Below are 17,842 nucleotides of genomic sequence, written 5' to 3' on the forward strand. Positions count from 1 at the left end.
TCCGCCCTCGGCTTCCGCAACCTCACCCACTACATCGCTCGGTCGCTGCTCGAAGCCGGAGGGTTCAGACCCGCGCTACACCCTCGTTCGTGAAGAGCCCGCAAACAGCATCCAGACGTCCGCCTTTCGGGCGAACAGGCGTTGGACCTCGCCATCACGGTGCTTGAGATGCTCCCCGGCAAGGTCAACGAGTCACAGACTGCTTTCATCCTCGGCCCGGCCGACTCGGACCCGGACATGATCGGAAGCCTCGTGGCCACTCTCATCCGAGAACTGCGCGAGGCACGGCGCTAACGAAGTGCCCTCACCTCAGTGCGGGGCCTCCCGCGCGGGAGGCCCCGGCCCGAAGACAAGTCTGTGACCGCTGGGGTGATTCCAGTGGAATCACCCCAGCGCGACCACCCGTCGCGACCTCCATCAGCCTCCTCACGACGGTGCTCGCTCCACGCCCGCGCATGTGCAACCTGCTCGGGATGACTCAGACGATGCCAGCGCTGCAGGCGCGCGTCTACGCGCTCTTGCTGCTGCTGCGGGGTGTGTGCCTGCCACCACGCCTCACGACGCGCCGAACAGTCGATGCCGCGCTCCCGGTCACGCACGCGCAGACGACGCTTCAGGGCGCTCTGCTCACCCACGCTGGAGGCATCAAACCTAGTCGCCAGGGCCCGCAGGCGCTCTCGGCGCTGGGCAGGGGGCAACGCTGCCCACCAGTGCCGGTGGCGTTCGCGTAGTTCTCGGTGCGCGATCTGCCGCTCACGTTCCCATCGGCTGCGGTGCCCGCTGCGCCATGCTGCCCGTTCCTGGGCGACCTGTGCTCTGACGGAGGCATGATCGACGTGCGGTGAGGGCGTGAGGGGGAGGTGCTCGGGCCGTGACCAGCCGCCCTCAGCGTCGCACCGCGCGAGGCCGAGCGACTGGAGGTCAGCGAGGACCTGGCGCTGGGCGCGCACGGCATGGGCGGAGGGTGTGGCCCCGGGCGAGGTGCAGCGTTGCAGGCGGGAGGTCAGGGAGGCTGCCGTTGTGGGGGTGGGGTGGGGGAGGGCGCGCAGGGTGAGCCAGTGGTGCAGGGTGAGGGCACCGGGGAGGGCGCTGGGCAAGGGGGTGTGAAAACTAGGTGGGGGGATTTCGCACACCTCACCCTGACTGGGGGCGATCTCGAACTCGAAGCTCGTCGACGTCTTCTTCACGACGTCGAGGGCGTCGCGGTGCAGGGTGCCGACGTCGCGGCCGAGCAGGCGCAGACAGCGGCGGATCGTGGCGCGATCGCGGATCGTGGTGTCGAGAACGAGATCTCGCTCAGGCACGGGCACCCGCAGGCTGCCCGCCGTCTCCATGCGCCGCAGCACGACCTCAGCGACCACGAGCAGGCTCGCGCGCTGGCGCACCGGCAGACGCCACGCACACGCACGAAGGCGTGCCCGCGCTTCCTGAGTCGCCGCCCACACGGCCGTGTCGATCGTTGGAGCCGGGGCGAAGGTGTCATCACTGGCTACGGCATCGCGCCATACCAAGCGTGTCCACCGCTGGCGACTCTCTCGTGCATGGCTCATTGCGTCCGGGTGAGCGGCCTTGATGGCCTGCCACGCCTGCTCGTGTGTCCAGCCAGCACGCACCATCGAGGCCGTGCACATGAGTTCGTACGTCGAGTTCGACGCGTCCACGCCCGGTTCATCGGCGCGCTTCCACGCCGGGCGTCGGCCGGTCGCAAGGTAGGTCGCCCACTTGTCCTCGAGGGGACGGTGCGGTCGCTTCCGGCGTGGCACGCGCGCCTCCTGCTCCCGCCCGCTGATTTCACCGGCTACTTCCTGGCGCATCGGGCGGCGCCGCTGAGACGTCCGGGCTATCCGGCGCCGTGGTGCCGGCGGGGGCGAAGGCATCGTCTCGGCGAGTTGCCACAAGGAAGCCAACGCCGCTCGCACGTCGCCCGCGACGGCAGGGGTCTGCCCGCTACGGCGATGGGGGCAACTCAACGGCCTCACGTCACGGCGCAAGTCGACCTTCGTGCGCCCCACACGCCACGCGGCGCGCGTGTGCGCCACCAGATCAGCGAGGTCGGCTTCAACGCTGCGCGTGCTCACGAACACGTGATGCCGACCCGAGCTACCACCCGAGGGACGCACGACGTGCCACACACCGCGATCCCGGCACCACGCGGCAAGGTGCTCAGTGATGGCCTCCCCCATGACGCCCTCGACGTCCACGTCGAACACGGCAAACCCGGCCCGTAGACGCCCGACGAGCGTTGCGACACGCCCAGAACCTATGAGGGTCTTTCCTTGCTCCAGCGAAGCGACGGAAACCCCTGGGACACGCCGGTTCTCGGCGTCAATCGCGAACCACGCGCCCGCCTCGAACAACACCTCATCGAGGCGAGTTGCGATCGAGACGTGACGTGGCGCGTCGGGTGCTGCTAATCTGGGTAGCACAAAGCCACCTCTCCTCCTTAGCCGGTCGGAGACGAATATCGAGAGATCACCAGCTGCGAACTGGCCTCTCATCTGCTTCACCACGAGCCGCCCTGGCAGGGGCGGCTCTCGTGGTATTCGGGGCATTGCCCCGACAGATCAACCCGTCAAGGGCAGCTCCTGCTGTCGTTGCGGGCCCGAGGGCCGGTCCTTACCCAACGGCTCGTTCCACAAGACCGAGTCAAGGTAGACCTGAACACTGACGCCGTGTTCCGCCGCTAGAGCCTTCAGTTCGTCTCGGCGCTCGAGGCTGGTGCGATAGATCACGGTCGCGCGGCGCGGCTCGGCGCGGCGCTCACTCACGGTTCCTCTTGCAGCAGCCATGGGCCCATCCTCCCCTCAGCGGCCATGAACGGGGCGCAATCCGGATAGATGCGCGTGTCGCGGAGCGACACAGCCAATTATAGGGGTGATTCTTTGCCCGCAGTCAATCGGCCTCAACGTCGCTCAGGCTGTAACCCGTGCGGTAGGGGCCTGCGGGCTGGCCCGGAGAGAAGGTGGGTAGCTGCGGAGCGGGAAGCCGAGATAGGGCGAACCTGCGAGCTTTCACCACGGAGTTGCTGACGCGTCGTGCGAGGGGAGAGGTCGAAGGGAGCCCGACCGCCTGGGCGACGATGTCGTCGCCTACCTGGCTAGAGAACAGTTGGCCGGCTATTCCTGAAATTGGCCAGGGGAGGCGCGTGGCGAGGAACGAGGTGGTCTGCTCGCCGAGAAGCTTGGTGTCCTCGGATGGGCGCAAGTGGTGGGCCTCGTAGTCGTCAAAGATGCGGCACGCATCCTCGTAACTGGCGTGCCGGGTCTTGATCCCCATGTGCTTGCCCAGGGTGTCGTAGAAGCGCGCTGCAGCGATCCGCTCGATCTCGTCGACCGGACGCCATCCAGTGCGCTCGATGTAACGCGTCGGCGCTACGACGAAAGCCGACAGGACATAGGTCATCTGCTCGGGCGTGATCGGAAACTTGTGGTGCTGCCTGTTCATGTGGGCGAGCATCCGTCGCCCTCGGGGACCTTCGGGACCCTCTGCGATGATCTCACTGAGAACAATGGCGGTGGCGTAGCCACGGTGTTGAGCATCGCTCGTGATGCGACCGGCAGAGACAAGAATTTCCGCCATTTCGGGGTCACAGAAGGGTCGCATGAAAGCCAGTTGAAAGCCCAGACGTGCTTCATGCGGGAACTCGAAGAAGATGTGCTGTCGGTATACCTCGTGCCATCGACCTTCGTCCGCGAGTTGGTGAAGTCTCGCGAGTCGATGCTTTCGGGTCACATGCATGAAGTCTTCCTCTCGTTGAACGCGGCCGCCAGGCGTTCCACCGCCTTATCGCTCGAGTCAAGGTTCGACAACGCCCGGCCCGCCAAGGCTTCCCCCCGCTCTCCTTCGCGGATGGCTGTTGCGATCCGGTAGATGTCGGCACTCTCTTCCTCTGGAATGCGATGAATAGCCAACGCGTCGTGAACCTCGATGAGCCGCCGCGCGGCGCTGTGGTGGCCCTCCAGCGTCACATGGGGGTGTAGATGCACGAGATGAGACCAGAGAGGAGAGACTAGCCGGTCGACCCGCCGGGCCTCCCGGCGCTCCTGAAGACGAGGGCCCACGAGGAGGGCAATCACGCCGGAGGTCAATCCTGTGAGGCAGAGCGCATTCGCGAGCGGGGGGAAGACCAAGTGGAAGGAGTCGGAAGACAGAGCCTCCCGCGAGGGGAGACGAAGGAAGCTCACGATGCAGACGTCCAGACAACCAGCCATGCCCACCAACGAAAACGTCCGTATCAGCGTCAGGCCCACCTGCGCACCAGGTTCAGGATGGTCCGCTTCAGCATTTGCTCGGATCTTGCCTCGACAGAAGGCGATCACCCTGGCCCCCACTGGCAAGAGCGAGCCAAAGGCTGCGAGGTTGAACGCCAAGAGAGGCCACGACATCGGCAGACGGTTAACCCCGGGGCGGACCGTCTCATCGTGGACATTCGGAATTTGGGACCAGGACCCGAGGATGACGACGACGAGAACAGCGGAAACGATGAGGTGTCGCCGCGACGCCCACCACGAAGGGTGAGGGTCCACGAGAGAATCCAGGTAGACGTTAGCCATGCCCACGGACAGAATCAGGAGCGAGTAGGAGACGGCTTCGGTGAGGTTGGGAGATGCGCGGTCAACGAATGTCGAGAGTTCGTATCGCATGAGAGCGCACAGGAAGATCAGCGCCGCGGCGTAGGTGAGCGAAGTTCGCCATAACGGACGAGAACGGTCAGCGAACGTCACCCAGGCGCGAGCCACGGCAGTAGCGAAGCAGAAGATGACCGCGAGGTGTCTCATCAGTTGAAGCGGTTGTGGCGCAGGTTCGCGTGGGCGCGCCGCGCGTTCTCCAGATGGCTGAACAGCTCGGTCGCGTATGCCTCGGCCTCTAGCTCCTGATCGGGGTTACCCAGGATGCACCCACTTCTAAAGAGCGCCTGCCTGATCAGACGGGGGTCCAAGTCAGGGAGGGCGCCGCGCAGCATATCGAGGGCGGGCTCGTCGTTGCCCTCCAGGTCAGTGCCGTGGCCGAGCACCATGTGAGCAATCTCGTGACAGAGCGCGACTCTACGGCGGAGTGCTGAGGACGCAGCATCCAGCGCAATAAGTTCTTGCTGCTCGGTCGAGGTCCACACTCCAGACAGTCCAACCGGAAGCGGAATGGTGACCACTTTTATTTGTCGCCCCAACCGGCGAGAAACGTTGGCCACGAGCGAGTCTGTGAGTCCGTCTTCGGGGCAGAGATCAGTCGGTTGCGGACTGCTCGTTCCCTGACGTCGACGCAGAATCACCGTTTTGTCTCTCTGCTTCCTCTAGAGCCTCAACGATCGCCGCCAACAACTCCTGACGATTGTCGGTCGCACCATGCGATCGAGTCAGCAGACGCCTGAAGCGGTGATCTTGCAGCAGTTGGAGGGTATCTAACTGCTGCAGCACCGATTCTGCGGTCTGAGAATCGGTCAAATCAAAATAGGAGAGGGACACTCCGTAGAAGGACGCTAGAGCTTGAAGGATCTCCAGGCTCGGAGCCTGGCGCTTCCCTCGCAGCAGCTGGTTGAAGTAGGTGGGGCTCATCTCGACGCCGCGCTCGCGTAGCGCCTCGGAGACGGCCTTCTGCATCCACGGCTTCCCCGTCTCCGGATTCAGCACACGCTCGTGAAGCGCCTGGAGGCGCGCGCTGAAGGTGTCCATACCTCCAGTTTACCCACGGACCCGCACAGCGAAGCGCAGGCACGAATAATGGCTAGCAGCGTGCTAAAGTGGCTGACAGCCAATCCGAGGAGACGACATGGCACAGCCACCCCCGAGCAGTCTCAGCATCCTCTCGATCACCTACGCCCCCGAACGGGCGAGCCTCTCGGCCTTAGCGATCGGAATGGGGCTGGCAGGTATTCAGACCGAAGGGGTCTGCTCCTGGTCCCGCGCCGAAAACCGCACTGTCCTCACGGGCGTTTCCCGAGAGGATCTGGCCTCTGCCTGCGCGCGGGTCGAGACCGCGTTCCAGGCTTGGTCAACGCAACTGACTACGGCAAGGCTGCCCGAGCTTGCGGCGTTCGCCCTTGAGCTAGCTGACGAAGCAACCCGCATCCGATGCCAGGCGCTTCTCAACGAGACCCAGTCGCATCTCTCCACTTTTCTACAAACCACCGAGCCGCAGCGAAGGTGCCAGTCAGCACCGATCTGACCGCGTCTCGTCGCCCTAGGGCGGCACATCTAGAAACATCCACCATCGAAGGTTCTTGGAGGCCGCAATGAGTGAATCCCGCGCAAACTCGGAAGGAACAGCCATGTCAAAAGCCGACTCCTGGGCGATCTTTGACGGGTCACGGGTGGCCGCCTATGCCGACAACCCCGCGAAGACAGCTGGCCCGTTCCCCTTGGACTCCACCGACGATGACGATCGTGCTACCAGCGAGGAGAGCCTCAACCCAGGCAGCAGGGTGTCGTCACACGAGCCGCTTGAGCCGCGCATCGTGGCGGGAGAGTTGTTGACAGCTGAGGACGCTGAACAAGCGCGCGGCGCGACGGCTTCACGCCGCTCGTGGAAGAGCATGCTGGCCTTCCTCGGCGTTGGTCGCGGCCCCAGCAAGGCCGAATTGGAGGCACAGCGCATCGAACTGGAGGCTTGGGAGACCACGATCCGCCAGCAGACGTGGACGCGCGCGGTCAACATCGCCGTCATCTCCGCAAAGGGCGGCGACGGCAGCACCCCAGCAGCCCTGCTCACCGGAGGCATCCTGGCCGACATTCGCGGCGGGGGAGTCGGCATCGTCGAAGGGACGATTCACCCCGGCGGGCTGGCTCTCCGCGCCGAGGGCACCCCCAGGCGCGGCATGAGCGAACTGGTCAACGCGACCGACATGATCCACTCAGCGGGCAACCTCGCGGGCTATACCGCTCCTCAGACCTCCCACGCGGCCGTCATCGGAACGGTGAACTACCGACCGCAGCTAACGCCGCAGGACGTCCGGCAGGTCCGACAGGTGCTCGACACCTACTACCAAGTGACCGTCACAGACGCCGACCACAACCTGAGCGCACCGACGAGCCTCGCGACTCAGCGCTCAGCGGACGCAGCGATCATCCCGTGCACGCTCAGCGCCCTCTCGTTCGCCAAGGCCGTCGAAACGGTGCGCCACCTCGAACGCAGCGCGCCCAATCTGTTCGACCGCGCACTCGAGGGACTGCCCGTCGTCGTCGTCGTCGGCCACACGGGAGCGCCTGAGGAAGCAGACCTCGTCGAGACCGCACACACCGTGCTCGACCGCGAACTCAATGGCCGGGTACAGGTCATCGACTGCCCCTACGACCCGATCTTCACGTCCCGGAAGGAACTCGCCCTAGCCGACACGCTGCCCGGAACCCGCGCGGCATGGACCCACGCCATTGCCACCGTCGTCAAGAACATCAACGACTTTCACGCTGTCACGTTCGAACCCAAGGAGAACTGATTCCCATGAGCAACAGCCTGCACATCGCGCAGAACCTCGTCGCTATCGCACCCGCGATGGACAACCCCTTCACCGGCATTGTCCCGAATTTCACCGTTTTCGGAGCCGAATTCAACACCCTCTGGAAGAAGCTCTTCGCTGGCCTGTGGGCCGTGGTGCTGATCTGGACTGCCGCGCGCCTGCTCATGAGCTTCATGGCGATGAGCGATCACAAGGGCGGCGGGCACCCGCAGGCACTGAGTGAAGCGCGATCCGACACCAAGAAGGCCGCGTTCGCGTTCGGGGGAACGATCGCCTTCGGAGCGATCGTGAGCCTGTTCTTCGCCCTGTTCGGCTGACCTACACCCGTACCACCGGAAGGAGCTTGCCGTCATGGCTGAGAACCTCACCCCCCCTCCTGTCACACAGAGAGCATCGAGCAAGCGCCGCATCCTCACTTGGACTGCGATCTTCCTCGTGATCGGACTCGTCGCCGTGGCGGCAGGCTTCTTCCTTGGCCGGGGCGCCAACACCACGCAGCCTCCCAAGAGCAGCGGCTCAACCCCAACAACTTCGAGTGGGGGAGCGCAGCCAGACGGACCGAACGGCTGTGTCGGAGGAAAGGATCCCTCCACGGCGATCGCTACCGCCTTCGACGAGCCGATCAGCAAGCGCGGCGCGATCCAGTTCACGGCAACCACACTGCGTTGGCTGACAACCACAGAAACCGACGCTCAGCAACTCTCGAGCGTAGGACCGAAACTTGTGGCGAAGGAGCCCCTGGAGCATTACACCAAGGTCAACGATGCAGGAAGTGGTGATGAGAAGTTGACCTACTCAACAGCACACTCACGCGCCTGGGTGTCTGACTTCGATCCTGCGGGGGAGGCGACGGTCGTCTTTTTCGGCGAAATGGTGGAGGAAAGCAATACCCGCGTCGTCACCCGAGAGCTTCCCCAGGTGGTGTTCCTAAAGAAGCAGGGGTCCCACTGGTTTATGTCCGAAACCGGGCCGGGACAGTACGGCCGGGGCGAGGCCGCTAAGGAGCGGCTGCTTTCTGACCTCGAGTCCAAGGGCGTCGCCCTCGCAGGAGGGTGCTGATGCCCAGCCCTGGCGATCTCGGTTGCGTGATTTCTCCGGCGACCTGCGCCGCGAGCAAGACAGTTGAGAAGGCGAGCGAGGTAAAGGACAGCGTGACGAAGATCGCGAGTTTCACGAGCGATCCGCTCGGATACATCGCGGGCAATGTCCAAAAGGCGTGCGAGGACCTCGCGCGGAACCTGTTCGGGGCACTGGTCAAGGTGATGCACCCCGACTTCAGCGTCAGCTGGTTCCTCGAGGCGTACAAGGTGAGCTTCGCCGTGGGCATCATCTTGTTCGGCGTCCTGCTGCTGCTGGAGATCGGCTCGTACCGCAAACGCCAGATCGGCACCGACGAATTCATCGACAACCTAACGCTCTACGCGCCGATGTACTTCATCGGCGTCCTCATGGGGCCGTTCCTCGGCAACCTGCTTTGCCGCCTGGTGGGAGCGATGTGTGACGGCCTCGTGAACTGGGGCGGCGGCGACAAGGGCATGGCCGGCGCGGGTGGCCACCTCACGAAGATCATCCTCGCGGGCACCCCTCAGGGCATGGTCGGCGGCAACATCGTGAGCATCATCCTGTTCCTCGTCATGCTCGTCGCCTTCATCCTCATCGCGATCACCCTGCTGTTCATGTACGTCACGCTGTACCTGTCGGGTTCTGTCTTCCCGATCGGGTGGGCGTGGATCGTGCGCAGCCAGAACCGGCAAACGGCCTTCAAGGTCTTGCGCGTCTTCGTCGGCATTCTGGCATCCCAGCCACTCGTGTTCTTCATGCTCGGGCTGGTCATGGCGATGACCAAAGCCAACATCTTCGGCAACGGCAACACCGGGTCGGGGATGACTCGTCTGATGTCACTGCTCGGAGCGATCATGGCCTTGTTCATGGTGGCAATGGGCCCTTGGGCTCTCACGAAGTTCGCTCCGATCGGGATCAACTCGACCGAGGGGCCGAGCCTCGGCGGCGGGAAAGGCCAGGGGCGCACCCAACGCGGTGGGGCCGGGTCCGACTCCGCCTCTGACGGCCAGCTCGGACAGATGTCGCGCAGCGGCGGGTCTGGGCAGGATGCCGGTGCAGGCATAGCCGCGATGGGCGGCGGCGCGGCTGGTGGTCTTGCTGGAGGCGCTGCGGCAAGTAGTGGCGGCGGTGGCGGCTCGTCGTCGGGCGGCGGGCTGGACACCACGAAGAAGGGCGCGGCCGCCGGAGGTCTTCCCGGTGCGGCTGCGGGGCTGACAAAGGACGCGGCCGACAAGATCAACGGCGGAATGAATGCCCAGGGCGACGCAGCCCAGGAGGCGGCATCCAGCCAGTCCAACGCGCAGGGTCAGGAGAGCGGCGGCACAGCTGGAAACGGTGGAGCACTGGCGGGTTCGGCGTCCGCTACGGGATCGGACGCTGCAGCGGGGTCCGCTTCCGGCTCATCCGAGAGCGCCTCCGCGGACGGTGACTCGTCCTCGGCGGGGCTGAGCAGTCTCGCGCAGGGCGAGCAAGGCAGCGACCCCGGCATGAGTGTGGGTTCGAGCAGCGTGGCACCTTCTAGCGCGAGCGAGCAGGAGCCGTCAGGGGCTTCGGGTCTCGCGGACCTTGCTGGGCAGGACTCGAGCGGAGCCGATGCGGGCGATTCCAGTGGAATCACCCCGGATACCTCGAGTTCGTCCTCTCTGGGTTCCCACGCGGCAAGCGTTCCCGCTGCGAGCACCTTGGGCGCGTCGTACGCGCACAACAGCCAGGGACAGACGAAGGCCTCGCCGAAGCAGCAAGGGGGCGTCCCCCGGTTCAGCAATGCGGTCTCGGCGGCATCGAAGGTGTCGGGCAAGGCTGGCCAGGTGGCCGGCCGGGCCAAGGGCATCGCGGACGCTGTGCAGCAACAGATGGGGGAGCAGATGAACCACCAGTACGGCGATCGGAGACAGCGATGAGCACGATCAACACGCGTTTCATCGGCGGCGAGACCTCGCGCCGCTCCATCTTCGGTGGTCAACGAAATCGTGAACGCACGATCGGCTTGCTCATCGTGGGTCCGATCGGGGTCGCGATCACGATCTGGTTCCAGCTCATCGGCGCAGCCGTGACGGCGGTTCTCGTCGGATTGGTGTACCTGGCAACGCACAAGCACGCGTCGCGTGCGGGGTCGATGTTTAGCCGCCGCCTGACGACGCGGCGGTTCAACGACAAGGCCAAGCGCGGTATGAACACCTTCGTGCCGGTCTCTCGACGCCCCGCTGGCCTCGACGAACGATTCGCGCAGGCGACGAAGAGGGATCGGGACACGGTGGCGCTGGAATGGAACCAGTACCGGGACTGGCCGGACGGTCTCGTCGGCCTGCAGTGGTTGCAGGACGAACCGGGTGAGGCGGGCATCGCGTGGCACCGCCCACCGGGCGAGCAGCCGTACTTTTCTGTCGTCTTTCCTGTCCTGGGGCAGGTGCGCGGCCTGGAGTCCGACATGACGGTCAACCAGCTGATGAGCCGTTTCCAGGGCTTCCTCGCCGCTGCCGGTAACCGAGAGGCCCGCCAAACTTCGGCGCAGTTCCTCACCCGCATCCTGCCGGCTGACTCAGCCGAGCATGAGGCGTGGGTTGCGGACAACCTCGATCATGAGGTCCTTCGCGACGCGTCCGATGAGACGGCCGAGGCGTTCCGCCAGCTGCAGATCTCCTACAAGGAGGTCATTACCCGCATGGATGCCTCCTACCGGCAGCGACACTTCGTCGTGGGGCGCTGGCCCGAAGACGCCAAGTTCCGCGCGGCGGCGATGCGGCGCGGCGATGGGGCAGTCGGTTGGAAGGTCCTGCTCAACAACGAGGTCCAGGCGATGTACCGCCGGTTGGCGGTCGCTGGTCTGCGCCCACAGGCGCCCTTGACGGCACGCAAGACGGCGGCTGTGTTCCGGCACATGCAGATGCCGTCGTGGCCGATCGATCAGGCAGGTGACATCACGGACCCGATGGACTGCTTCCTGGCCGAAGAGTCGCTGTGGGACCACACCGTTGTGTCGGACATGAACCCGTTGGGACAGCCGGAGCAGTGGTGGCACCGCACCGGCGTCATCCGCGCCGACGCCGTTGAGACCGGGCCACGCACACCCTTGTGGCTCGTGCCGCTCCTGACGGGGATGCCCGCCAAGATCATCCGCACCATCTCGATTGACTTCGAGACCATCCCGGCTCAGCACGCCCGCGCGGCCGCGCGGCAGGACCTCACCTCCGACATGGCTGACCTCACCAGCCAGCAGCGAGCCGGCCAGCTCGTGGGCGACGACCTGAAGGTCGCACAGCGGGCGGTGCAATCGCGCGTGCACGACCTCGAGCCCGGTTCCGGTCACCACGGTGGCCAGTGGCTCATGCACATCTCGATCAGCGCGCCGTCCAAGCGCGAACTCGTCGAAGCGGTCGAGTTGATCCAAGAGGCCGCGAGCGAGTGCGGCATCACCGATATCGACTGGCTCGACGGCTGGGGACAGGCGGCCCATGCCGCGTGCTTCCCCGCTGCTCGCGGCATGGCTCCCTACCAGCTGACGCGAGGCCAGAAGATCCTCGAGCGCATGGCTGGCACGGGCCGCTCCGACTCCCTGCGCTGACGCGCTTCCTGCCCCGAGAAAGGCGGTCATACCCATGAGCGATTCCACTGGAATCACCCCCACCTCCGACACGCAGGAAGGGCCCACTCGCTCCGGCACGCTCTTCGGACTGCGACGCAAACCGAAGAACACCGGCGCCACCGCTCTGAGCGAGACTCTGGAGCAAGAGAACGCGTGGGCGGGCCTGGACATTCACACCCCGCGCGGCGCGGTGCTGCGCAACAACCCGCGCGCCGCGCGACGCGGTGCGTACGCCCCCCGCTTCCAGGGCGCACCGACCACGACTCGGCAGGGCGGCATCCTCAACCCGGCGCTGCTTGCCCAGCCGTCGCACACGGATGCGATCGCGATTGGAAACGACAAGCTGACGCGCAGCATGGTCGCGCACGACCCTTTCAGCGCCTACCACCGCAAGGAAATCACCAGCCCTTCGGTCATCATCCTCGGCATCATCGGGTCGGGAAAGTCGTCGCTGCTGAAGACGGTGTACGTAGCGAGGCCCATCATCATGCACAAGCGGCGGGTGATCGTCGCGGACCGCAAGGACCAGAACGGCGAGGGCGAGTACGGCGACCTGGTGCGCTCCCTCGGCTCCGAGCCGTTCAAGATGCTGATCGGCTCCGACAAGGGCGGCACGGTCCTCAACGTCCTCGATCCCAACATCACAGCCGTCATCGGCCAACACCAGGTGCTGTCTTTGATCCGCGCCATGATCGAGCGCGCCGACAACGGCCAGACGCTCACCAAGTGGGAGAACGAGGCTCTGCGTGTGGCCCTGTCGACGACGTTGCGCGACGCCGACAACAACGGGCGCGTGCCCGTCCTGAGCGACCTCATCGCGCGGTGCGGGCGGATGGACGGACACCACGAATGGGACGACCTGCGACCCAACGCGCAGGATCGGATGCATGAGGCAGGCCTCGGCCTGCGCTTCGTGCTCAACCGCACCATCTCCGAAGAGATGGAAGGCCTGTTCGACGGCCCGACGTCGGCGCATGTGAACCTCGACTCGAAGCTCACCAGCTTCGACATTTCACAGTTGCCCGAGAACTCGCCCGCAGCGGGCATGGTCATGGCGATCGCACAGACCTGGGCTCTGGGCCGCATCCGCCGGGAGCGCGGCTGGGCGACGTATTTCTGTGTCGAGGAGGGCTGGGACATGATTTCCGGTCCCATCGGGCGCGCCCTCAAAGCGCAGCAGCTGCTCGCGCGCGGTCTGGGACTCGCCACGGTCACCGCGATGCACCACATCCGCCAGGTCGCAGCCGAAGCGGATGGGCGCGAGATGCTCCAGGAGCCGCAGACGATTCACCTGTTCCGTCAGGAGCGTGAGGAGGATGTCGAAGCGTGCATCGCCAACTTTGGCTTGGACCCGCAGTCGGCCGACACCTTGCGTAACCAGCCCGAGGGTCACCACCTGCTGAAGATCGGCACCAACCCCGAGATTCCGATCGAGCACATTCGCTCGACCCTCGAAACGCACCTGACCGACACCGACGCCGCGATGATCGCGATGACGAGGAAGGGCTGACCCCATGGTGCAGCACAACGTTGGACGTCGCGACCAGGTCCAGCCGTGGTTCTCCGCTCGAGAGCGCAGCGCGGCCATGATGAGCGCAATCGTGCTCATCGCCATCATGGGCTGGCACGTCGCGATGGTCGTCACCACGGACGTCGGCCTGTTCGACGTCGTGAGCACACTCAAGGCCGCGCTCAAGGGCACGCCGTTGCAGGGGATGCCCGGAGGGCCGCCTTCGACGGGTGCGGCGTTCACGATCTTCGTCGTCGCCACCGTCACGGGCCTTGCTGCGTTCGTGGCGCTCATGATTGTGACGCGCCGCGCCTTCCGGCAACGCAGCGGCGGCGGTCGCGGACACGGCAAGGGCCTGGCGGACCGGAGCCACATCGAGCAGAGCTTGGGGCACGAGCGGGCACGGGAAGCGGCCAAGCGTGCGATGCCGTCGAAGAAGTCGTGGCGCAAGGACGACCCGAGTTCGTTCGGTTTCGAGCTGGGTGTCGACAAGCGCACCCGCCAACCGCTGCTGCTCGGCTTCGAAGACTCGGCCGCCGTGCTCGGACCCACAGGTTCACGCAAGTCGACGACCATCATGGAACCCGCCGCGCTGACCGCACCTGGCGCACTGATCGTGACGAGCAACGAAGTGGGCATCCTCGACACGATCGCCGCGACCCGACGCGCGAAGGGCAAGGTGTGGGTCTTCGACCCCCTCAACCGTTCCTGGTGGCCCGAGCCGATGGTGTGGGACCCGGTCGCCGGCTGCGAAGACGGGGAACTCGCGGTGGCCCGGGCGATGGCCTTCGTCGCCGGGTGCGGTGCGGATGGACAAGACAGCACCAACGCCGGGTTCTTCCGCTACAACAGCGCGATGGCGCTGCGCTCGTTCCTGCACGCCGCCGCGATCGACACCGAGCCGCGCACCATGGCGGACGTACTCACCTGGTGCGCACGCATCGCGGAGGGCGCACGCACTCCCCGCGACATCATCGACAACTCCACTGACCCACGCGTAGAGCGCATGTGGTCGGCCGCGCTGGAAAGCGTCGCGACGGGCGCTGAAGAGACGGTCGCCTCCTCGCGCACGACCCTCGCCCAGGTCGTTGATCCGATGACGCTTCACGCGATCCAGAAATGGGTGATCCCGCGCGATGAAGAGGTCATCAACCCGGACGGGACGACCACCACCAGGCCCGTGCCGGTCTTCGACGCGCAGGAGTTCGTGCGCTCGAGCGACACCCTCGTCATCCTCTCCGACTTCTCCTCTTCCACGAACGTGGGGCCGTTGTGCACGATGCTGCTGCAGGAGGTCATCGACGCGATCAAGGCCTACGCGCCCCTGACCGAGCACGGTCGCCTCGAGCCGCCGCTGCGCATCGTCGGAGACGAAATCGCGAACATCGCGCCCGTGGAGAAGCTGCCCGAACTGTCGACCGAGTTGCGCAAGAACGGCGTGCAGCTGTTCCTCGCGTTCCAGTCCGACCAGCAGGCCGTCACGCGCTGGGGCGCAGAGCGCGGCAACACCCTGTGGGAGCAGATGGCCGTCGAAATCGTCCTGCCTGGCCTGAAATCCAAGACCGCGCTGGAGCGCTACAGCCACCTCGCCGGGAAGGTCGAGGTCGCAGAAATGTCTGCGAGCTTCGAAAGCGGCGGCGAGCGAACCGGCACCTCGGCGTCCTTGCAGGAACGCGACGTGCTGCGACCCGACGAGATCCGCAGGCTTGAACTGGGGCAAGCCCTGCTGATCTACCGCAACATGCCCGGCATCATCGCTGACCTCAAGCCGTGGTTCGAACGTCCGGGCGCTGACCGCATCCAACGCGACAAGAAGGCTAGCAGCGCCGCGCGCCGCGCCTACCAGGAACAGCAGACCACGAAGCGCCGTAGCGCTATCAGCACCGCACGAGGAGAAGGGGAGAACGCATGAGCGCCGACCTGACCGGAGACATCGACGCCCGTCGTCTCGGCATCCTCGAACGCGATATCGAGCAGATCAAGAGCGATCAAGAGCGCATCATCGACGCGCTCGAAGAACTCGGCCAAGACGACGGTGACGCTGCAGCAACCAGCGAGGAGCTGACGCCCTGCACCGCGTGGGTGGAGCAAGCAACCGAGGACGACTGGGCCCACCTCATGGACTGGGCTGACTGGCTCGCGCAGACCTACGACGCCACCGCTCAATCCCTGTTTCCGTGCTGGCCACGGCACCCGGGCATCGTCGAAGACCTCGCCGGGTTGAAGCTGTCATGGGAGCACGCAACCTCGACGGCAGCTGATTCCCAGTGGTCACGCACTGAGGCGTTGGCGTATTGGCACGATCGCTATCTCCCGGGTTTCATCGCACGGCTGACACAGTTTCACGGCAGCAGGGGCTGCTCGACGCGACACGAAGAGCGGCGCGCACGCCCGATGGAGACTGACCGGGACGCGGCTGTGGTGTACGCAACGGGCGAGCCCGCAGAGGCGGCCCGATGAAGAAGGGCGCTGTGCTCGTCATCGGTTTCATCCTCGTGAGCGTCCTGATCATCGGCATGTCGCTGATGGTCATCCTCGGAGCCGATCTGAAGATTGCCGAGGAGCAGAGCCAGTGCCCGGACAGTGGAACCTCCACTGCCGCCTACGCGGGCGACGTGGGCACCATCCGCCCCCCGTGGGTCGGCGCCGCCACCTACACGTCGAAGTACGGGATGCGCGTCAACCCCGGCAACCTCTACCGCGGGCAGCGCAGAATGCACGAGGGCGCAGACATCGCGATGACACCCCGGCCCAACCTCGTCGTGTCCGCCACGCAGGGGCGCGTCAAGCGAGTCTGGACGAGCGGGAACGGCGCGAACGTCGTCACAATCGACGCAGGTAACGACACTGAACTCGAATACGTGCACCTCGCGAGCTTCGCGCCAGGCCTCAAAGCTGGGGATGAGGCATGGCCCGGAAGGCCGCTGGGCATGGAAGGCAACACCGGCAACTCCTCCGGCGCTCACCTGCACTTCCAGGTCCGCGTGAACGGCCAAACCACCGAGCCGTGGGCGTGGATGAAGGCCCACGGCTTCAAGGGCGGCCCGAGCGCCGAGCAGGTCGGGGCCACCCTCGCTGTGGGGCCTCCAGCGGTCACGACGAAACCCAAGGGGGACGGCGACGCGACAGCGCAGAACGTGGCAAACACGCCGTCGCCCTCGATGAGCAGTGACACCCCGACTTCGTCTGGGGCGAACGGTGCGGCAGACACCATCACCGTCACCCTGCCGAAGGGCACTGCCGTGGGCAGCGAGTTCCGCACCAACCCGCCCCGCTCCATCCCCTCCGACATGCTCGGGTACTACAAGGCAGCAGGCGCGAAGTACGGCGTGCCGTGGCAACTGCTCGCCGGGATCGGGATGGCCGAGACCGTTCACGGGCGCAACAAGAGCGACTCTTACGTTGGCGCCCAGGGCCCGATGCAGTTCATGCCGCCCACGTTCGCTCAGTACGGCGTCGACGGGGGCGGCGACGGCCGAAAGGACGTGCGCGACCCTGCCGACTCGGTGTTCTCGGCCGCGAACTACCTGGCATCGTCTGGTGCAACAGGCAAGGGGCCTAAAGGTATCCGCGATGCGATCTGGGCCTACAACCACTCCCAGGAGTACATCAACAGTGTGCTCTCCTACACCCGCCACTATGCGGGCGGAAAGGTTGAAGTGTCGGCGGCTTCCGGTGCGAGCAGCGCTGAAGACTGCGACGTGAACGTCAGCGACGCCGACGCCGAGCAGATCAAGAACGTCAAGCCCTCCGGCCCGTACGAGACCGCTGCCGTCGCGGCCGCGAAGACCGCGCTGGGAGTTCCCTACGTCTGGGGCGGAGGCGACCAGAACGGGGCAACCAAGGGAGGTTTTGACTGCTCGGGCTTCACGACGTTCGTCGTCGCCCAAGCCACGAAGAGGGCGAGCGGCTCGACACTGGTTCTGCCGCGCACGTCCGATGCTCAGCACACAACGACGAGCCTGGCCACGGTGCAGACCTACAACGGCAGCGGAAAGATGAGCTTCGACAAGATGCGCCCGGGCGATGTCATCACGATGAACCTGAAGATCGGGCAGAACCGCCACCCCTGGAATCACGTCGCGATCTATCTGGGTGACGAGAAGATGATCCACGCTCCCGTGCCCGGAAAGACCGTCACCATCCAGAAGGTCGCAGACCTCGGCAACGACCCGTGGACCGCGCGCCGGCCCCTGGAGAAGCACACCGGCTCGTCAAGCTCACAGAAGTGAAGGAG

17 protein-coding genes are annotated in these 17,842 nt (G+C 65.4%); 11 read left to right on the plus strand and 6 right to left on the minus strand.

Annotation, left to right across the window (positions count from 1 at the left end; genetic code table 11):
- Window positions 1–168: 168 nt before the first annotated feature.
- Window positions 169–294, plus strand: coding sequence for a hypothetical protein (locus D1832_RS16045; protein ID WP_274541977.1), 126 nt, complete (start codon window positions 169–171; stop codon window positions 292–294).
- On the opposite strand, the gene D1832_RS14145 is transcribed toward D1832_RS16045, so the two are convergent.
- From D1832_RS14145 to D1832_RS14170, 6 genes are all read right to left on the minus strand, one after another.
- Window positions 291–1,763 (minus strand): hypothetical protein, encoded by a 1,473-nt coding sequence (locus tag D1832_RS14145; protein ID WP_147362729.1) that lies wholly within the window; start codon window positions 1,761–1,763, stop codon window positions 291–293. The two genes, D1832_RS16045 and D1832_RS14145, sit on opposite strands and share 4 nt — an antisense overlap.
- 801 nt (window positions 1,764–2,564) lie before the next feature.
- Window positions 2,565–2,768, minus strand: coding sequence for a hypothetical protein (locus tag D1832_RS14150; RefSeq protein WP_118914983.1), 204 nt, complete (start codon window positions 2,766–2,768; stop codon window positions 2,565–2,567).
- 124 nt (window positions 2,769–2,892) lie between these two features.
- Window positions 2,893–3,738: an oxygenase MpaB family protein gene (locus D1832_RS14155; protein WP_118914985.1), complete on the minus strand. Its 846-nt coding sequence runs from the start codon at window positions 3,736–3,738 to the stop codon at window positions 2,893–2,895.
- Window positions 3,729–4,739: a hypothetical protein gene (locus D1832_RS14160; protein WP_147362730.1), complete on the minus strand. Its 1,011-nt coding sequence runs from the start codon at window positions 4,737–4,739 to the stop codon at window positions 3,729–3,731. The genes D1832_RS14155 and D1832_RS14160 overlap by 10 nt, the downstream gene beginning before the upstream one ends.
- A 38-nt stretch (window positions 4,740–4,777) precedes the next feature.
- A complete protein-coding gene (locus D1832_RS14165; RefSeq protein WP_182434812.1) occupies window positions 4,778–5,188 on the minus strand; it encodes an ImmA/IrrE family metallo-endopeptidase in 411 nt (136 codons plus the stop codon).
- A gap of 34 nt (window positions 5,189–5,222) precedes the next feature.
- A complete protein-coding gene (locus tag D1832_RS14170) occupies window positions 5,223–5,669 on the minus strand; it encodes a helix-turn-helix domain-containing protein (protein WP_118914990.1) in 447 nt (148 codons plus the stop codon).
- Between the two features lie 97 nt (window positions 5,670–5,766).
- Between D1832_RS14170 and D1832_RS14175 the strand changes: the two genes are divergently transcribed.
- From D1832_RS14175 to D1832_RS14220, 10 genes are all read left to right on the plus strand, one after another.
- Window positions 5,767–6,162, plus strand: coding sequence for a hypothetical protein (locus D1832_RS14175; RefSeq protein ID WP_118914992.1), 396 nt, complete (start codon window positions 5,767–5,769; stop codon window positions 6,160–6,162).
- A gap of 103 nt (window positions 6,163–6,265) precedes the next feature.
- Window positions 6,266–7,429 (plus strand): CpaE/TadZ family protein, encoded by a 1,164-nt coding sequence (locus tag D1832_RS14180; protein WP_147362731.1) that lies wholly within the window; start codon window positions 6,266–6,268, stop codon window positions 7,427–7,429.
- 5 nt (window positions 7,430–7,434) lie between these two features.
- Window positions 7,435–7,767 carry a hypothetical protein gene (locus tag D1832_RS14185; RefSeq protein WP_118914995.1) on the plus strand — a complete coding sequence of 111 codons (333 nt, stop codon included), beginning with the start codon at window positions 7,435–7,437 and terminating at the stop codon, window positions 7,765–7,767.
- 34 nt (window positions 7,768–7,801) lie between these two features.
- Window positions 7,802–8,509 carry a hypothetical protein gene (locus D1832_RS15180; RefSeq protein ID WP_147362732.1) on the plus strand — a complete coding sequence of 236 codons (708 nt, stop codon included), beginning with the start codon at window positions 7,802–7,804 and terminating at the stop codon, window positions 8,507–8,509.
- A gap of 92 nt (window positions 8,510–8,601) precedes the next feature.
- Window positions 8,602–10,413, plus strand: a complete 1,812-nt coding sequence (locus D1832_RS14195; RefSeq protein WP_118914998.1) for a hypothetical protein — start codon at window positions 8,602–8,604, stop codon at window positions 10,411–10,413.
- Complete coding sequence (locus tag D1832_RS14200) at window positions 10,410–12,074, plus strand: hypothetical protein (protein ID WP_118915000.1); 1,665 nt, start codon at window positions 10,410–10,412, stop codon at window positions 12,072–12,074. The genes D1832_RS14195 and D1832_RS14200 overlap by 4 nt, the downstream gene beginning before the upstream one ends.
- A 34-nt stretch (window positions 12,075–12,108) precedes the next feature.
- The gene (locus D1832_RS14205) at window positions 12,109–13,605 is read left to right on the plus strand and encodes an ATP/GTP-binding protein (RefSeq protein WP_118915001.1); all 1,497 of its coding nucleotides are present in this window, start codon (window positions 12,109–12,111) and stop codon (window positions 13,603–13,605) included.
- 4 nt (window positions 13,606–13,609) lie between these two features.
- Window positions 13,610–15,517 carry a type IV secretory system conjugative DNA transfer family protein gene (locus tag D1832_RS14210; protein ID WP_118915003.1) on the plus strand — a complete coding sequence of 636 codons (1,908 nt, stop codon included), beginning with the start codon at window positions 13,610–13,612 and terminating at the stop codon, window positions 15,515–15,517.
- On the plus strand, window positions 15,514–16,065 hold the full coding sequence (locus tag D1832_RS14215) for a hypothetical protein (protein ID WP_118915004.1): 552 nt from the start codon (window positions 15,514–15,516) through the stop codon (window positions 16,063–16,065). The genes D1832_RS14210 and D1832_RS14215 overlap by 4 nt, the downstream gene beginning before the upstream one ends.
- A complete protein-coding gene (locus D1832_RS14220; RefSeq protein ID WP_118915006.1) occupies window positions 16,062–17,837 on the plus strand; it encodes a peptidoglycan DD-metalloendopeptidase family protein in 1,776 nt (591 codons plus the stop codon). Before D1832_RS14215 ends, D1832_RS14220 begins: the two co-directional genes overlap by 4 nt.
- The last annotated feature ends 5 nt before the right edge of the window (window positions 17,838–17,842 follow it).

Source organism: Dermacoccus abyssi (genome assembly GCF_003515945.1).
In the GTDB taxonomy this organism is placed as follows: domain Bacteria; phylum Actinomycetota; class Actinomycetes; order Actinomycetales; family Dermatophilaceae; genus Dermacoccus; species Dermacoccus abyssi.

Excerpts from the sequence above, each read along its gene's own strand:
- D1832_RS14170 (WP_118914990.1), bottom strand. The coding sequence starts at position 5,669 with ATGGACACCTTCAGCGCGCGCCTCCAGGCGCTTCACGAGCGTGTGCTG.
- D1832_RS14210 (WP_118915003.1), top strand. The coding sequence starts at position 13,610 with ATGGTGCAGCACAACGTTGGACGTCGCGACCAGGTCCAGCCGTGGTTC.
- D1832_RS14200 (WP_118915000.1), top strand. The coding sequence starts at position 10,410 with ATGAGCACGATCAACACGCGTTTCATCGGCGGCGAGACCTCGCGCCGC.
- D1832_RS14205 (WP_118915001.1), top strand. The coding sequence starts at position 12,109 with ATGAGCGATTCCACTGGAATCACCCCCACCTCCGACACGCAGGAAGGG.
- D1832_RS14155 (WP_118914985.1), bottom strand. The coding sequence starts at position 3,738 with ATGCATGTGACCCGAAAGCATCGACTCGCGAGACTTCACCAACTCGCG.
- D1832_RS14180 (WP_147362731.1), top strand. The coding sequence starts at position 6,266 with ATGTCAAAAGCCGACTCCTGGGCGATCTTTGACGGGTCACGGGTGGCC.
- D1832_RS15180 (WP_147362732.1), top strand. The coding sequence starts at position 7,802 with ATGGCTGAGAACCTCACCCCCCCTCCTGTCACACAGAGAGCATCGAGC.
- D1832_RS14220 (WP_118915006.1), top strand. The coding sequence starts at position 16,062 with ATGAAGAAGGGCGCTGTGCTCGTCATCGGTTTCATCCTCGTGAGCGTC.
- D1832_RS14215 (WP_118915004.1), top strand. The coding sequence starts at position 15,514 with ATGAGCGCCGACCTGACCGGAGACATCGACGCCCGTCGTCTCGGCATC.
- D1832_RS16045 (WP_274541977.1), top strand. The coding sequence starts at position 169 with ATGCTCCCCGGCAAGGTCAACGAGTCACAGACTGCTTTCATCCTCGGC.
- D1832_RS14175 (WP_118914992.1), top strand. The coding sequence starts at position 5,767 with ATGGCACAGCCACCCCCGAGCAGTCTCAGCATCCTCTCGATCACCTAC.
- D1832_RS14185 (WP_118914995.1), top strand. The coding sequence starts at position 7,435 with ATGAGCAACAGCCTGCACATCGCGCAGAACCTCGTCGCTATCGCACCC.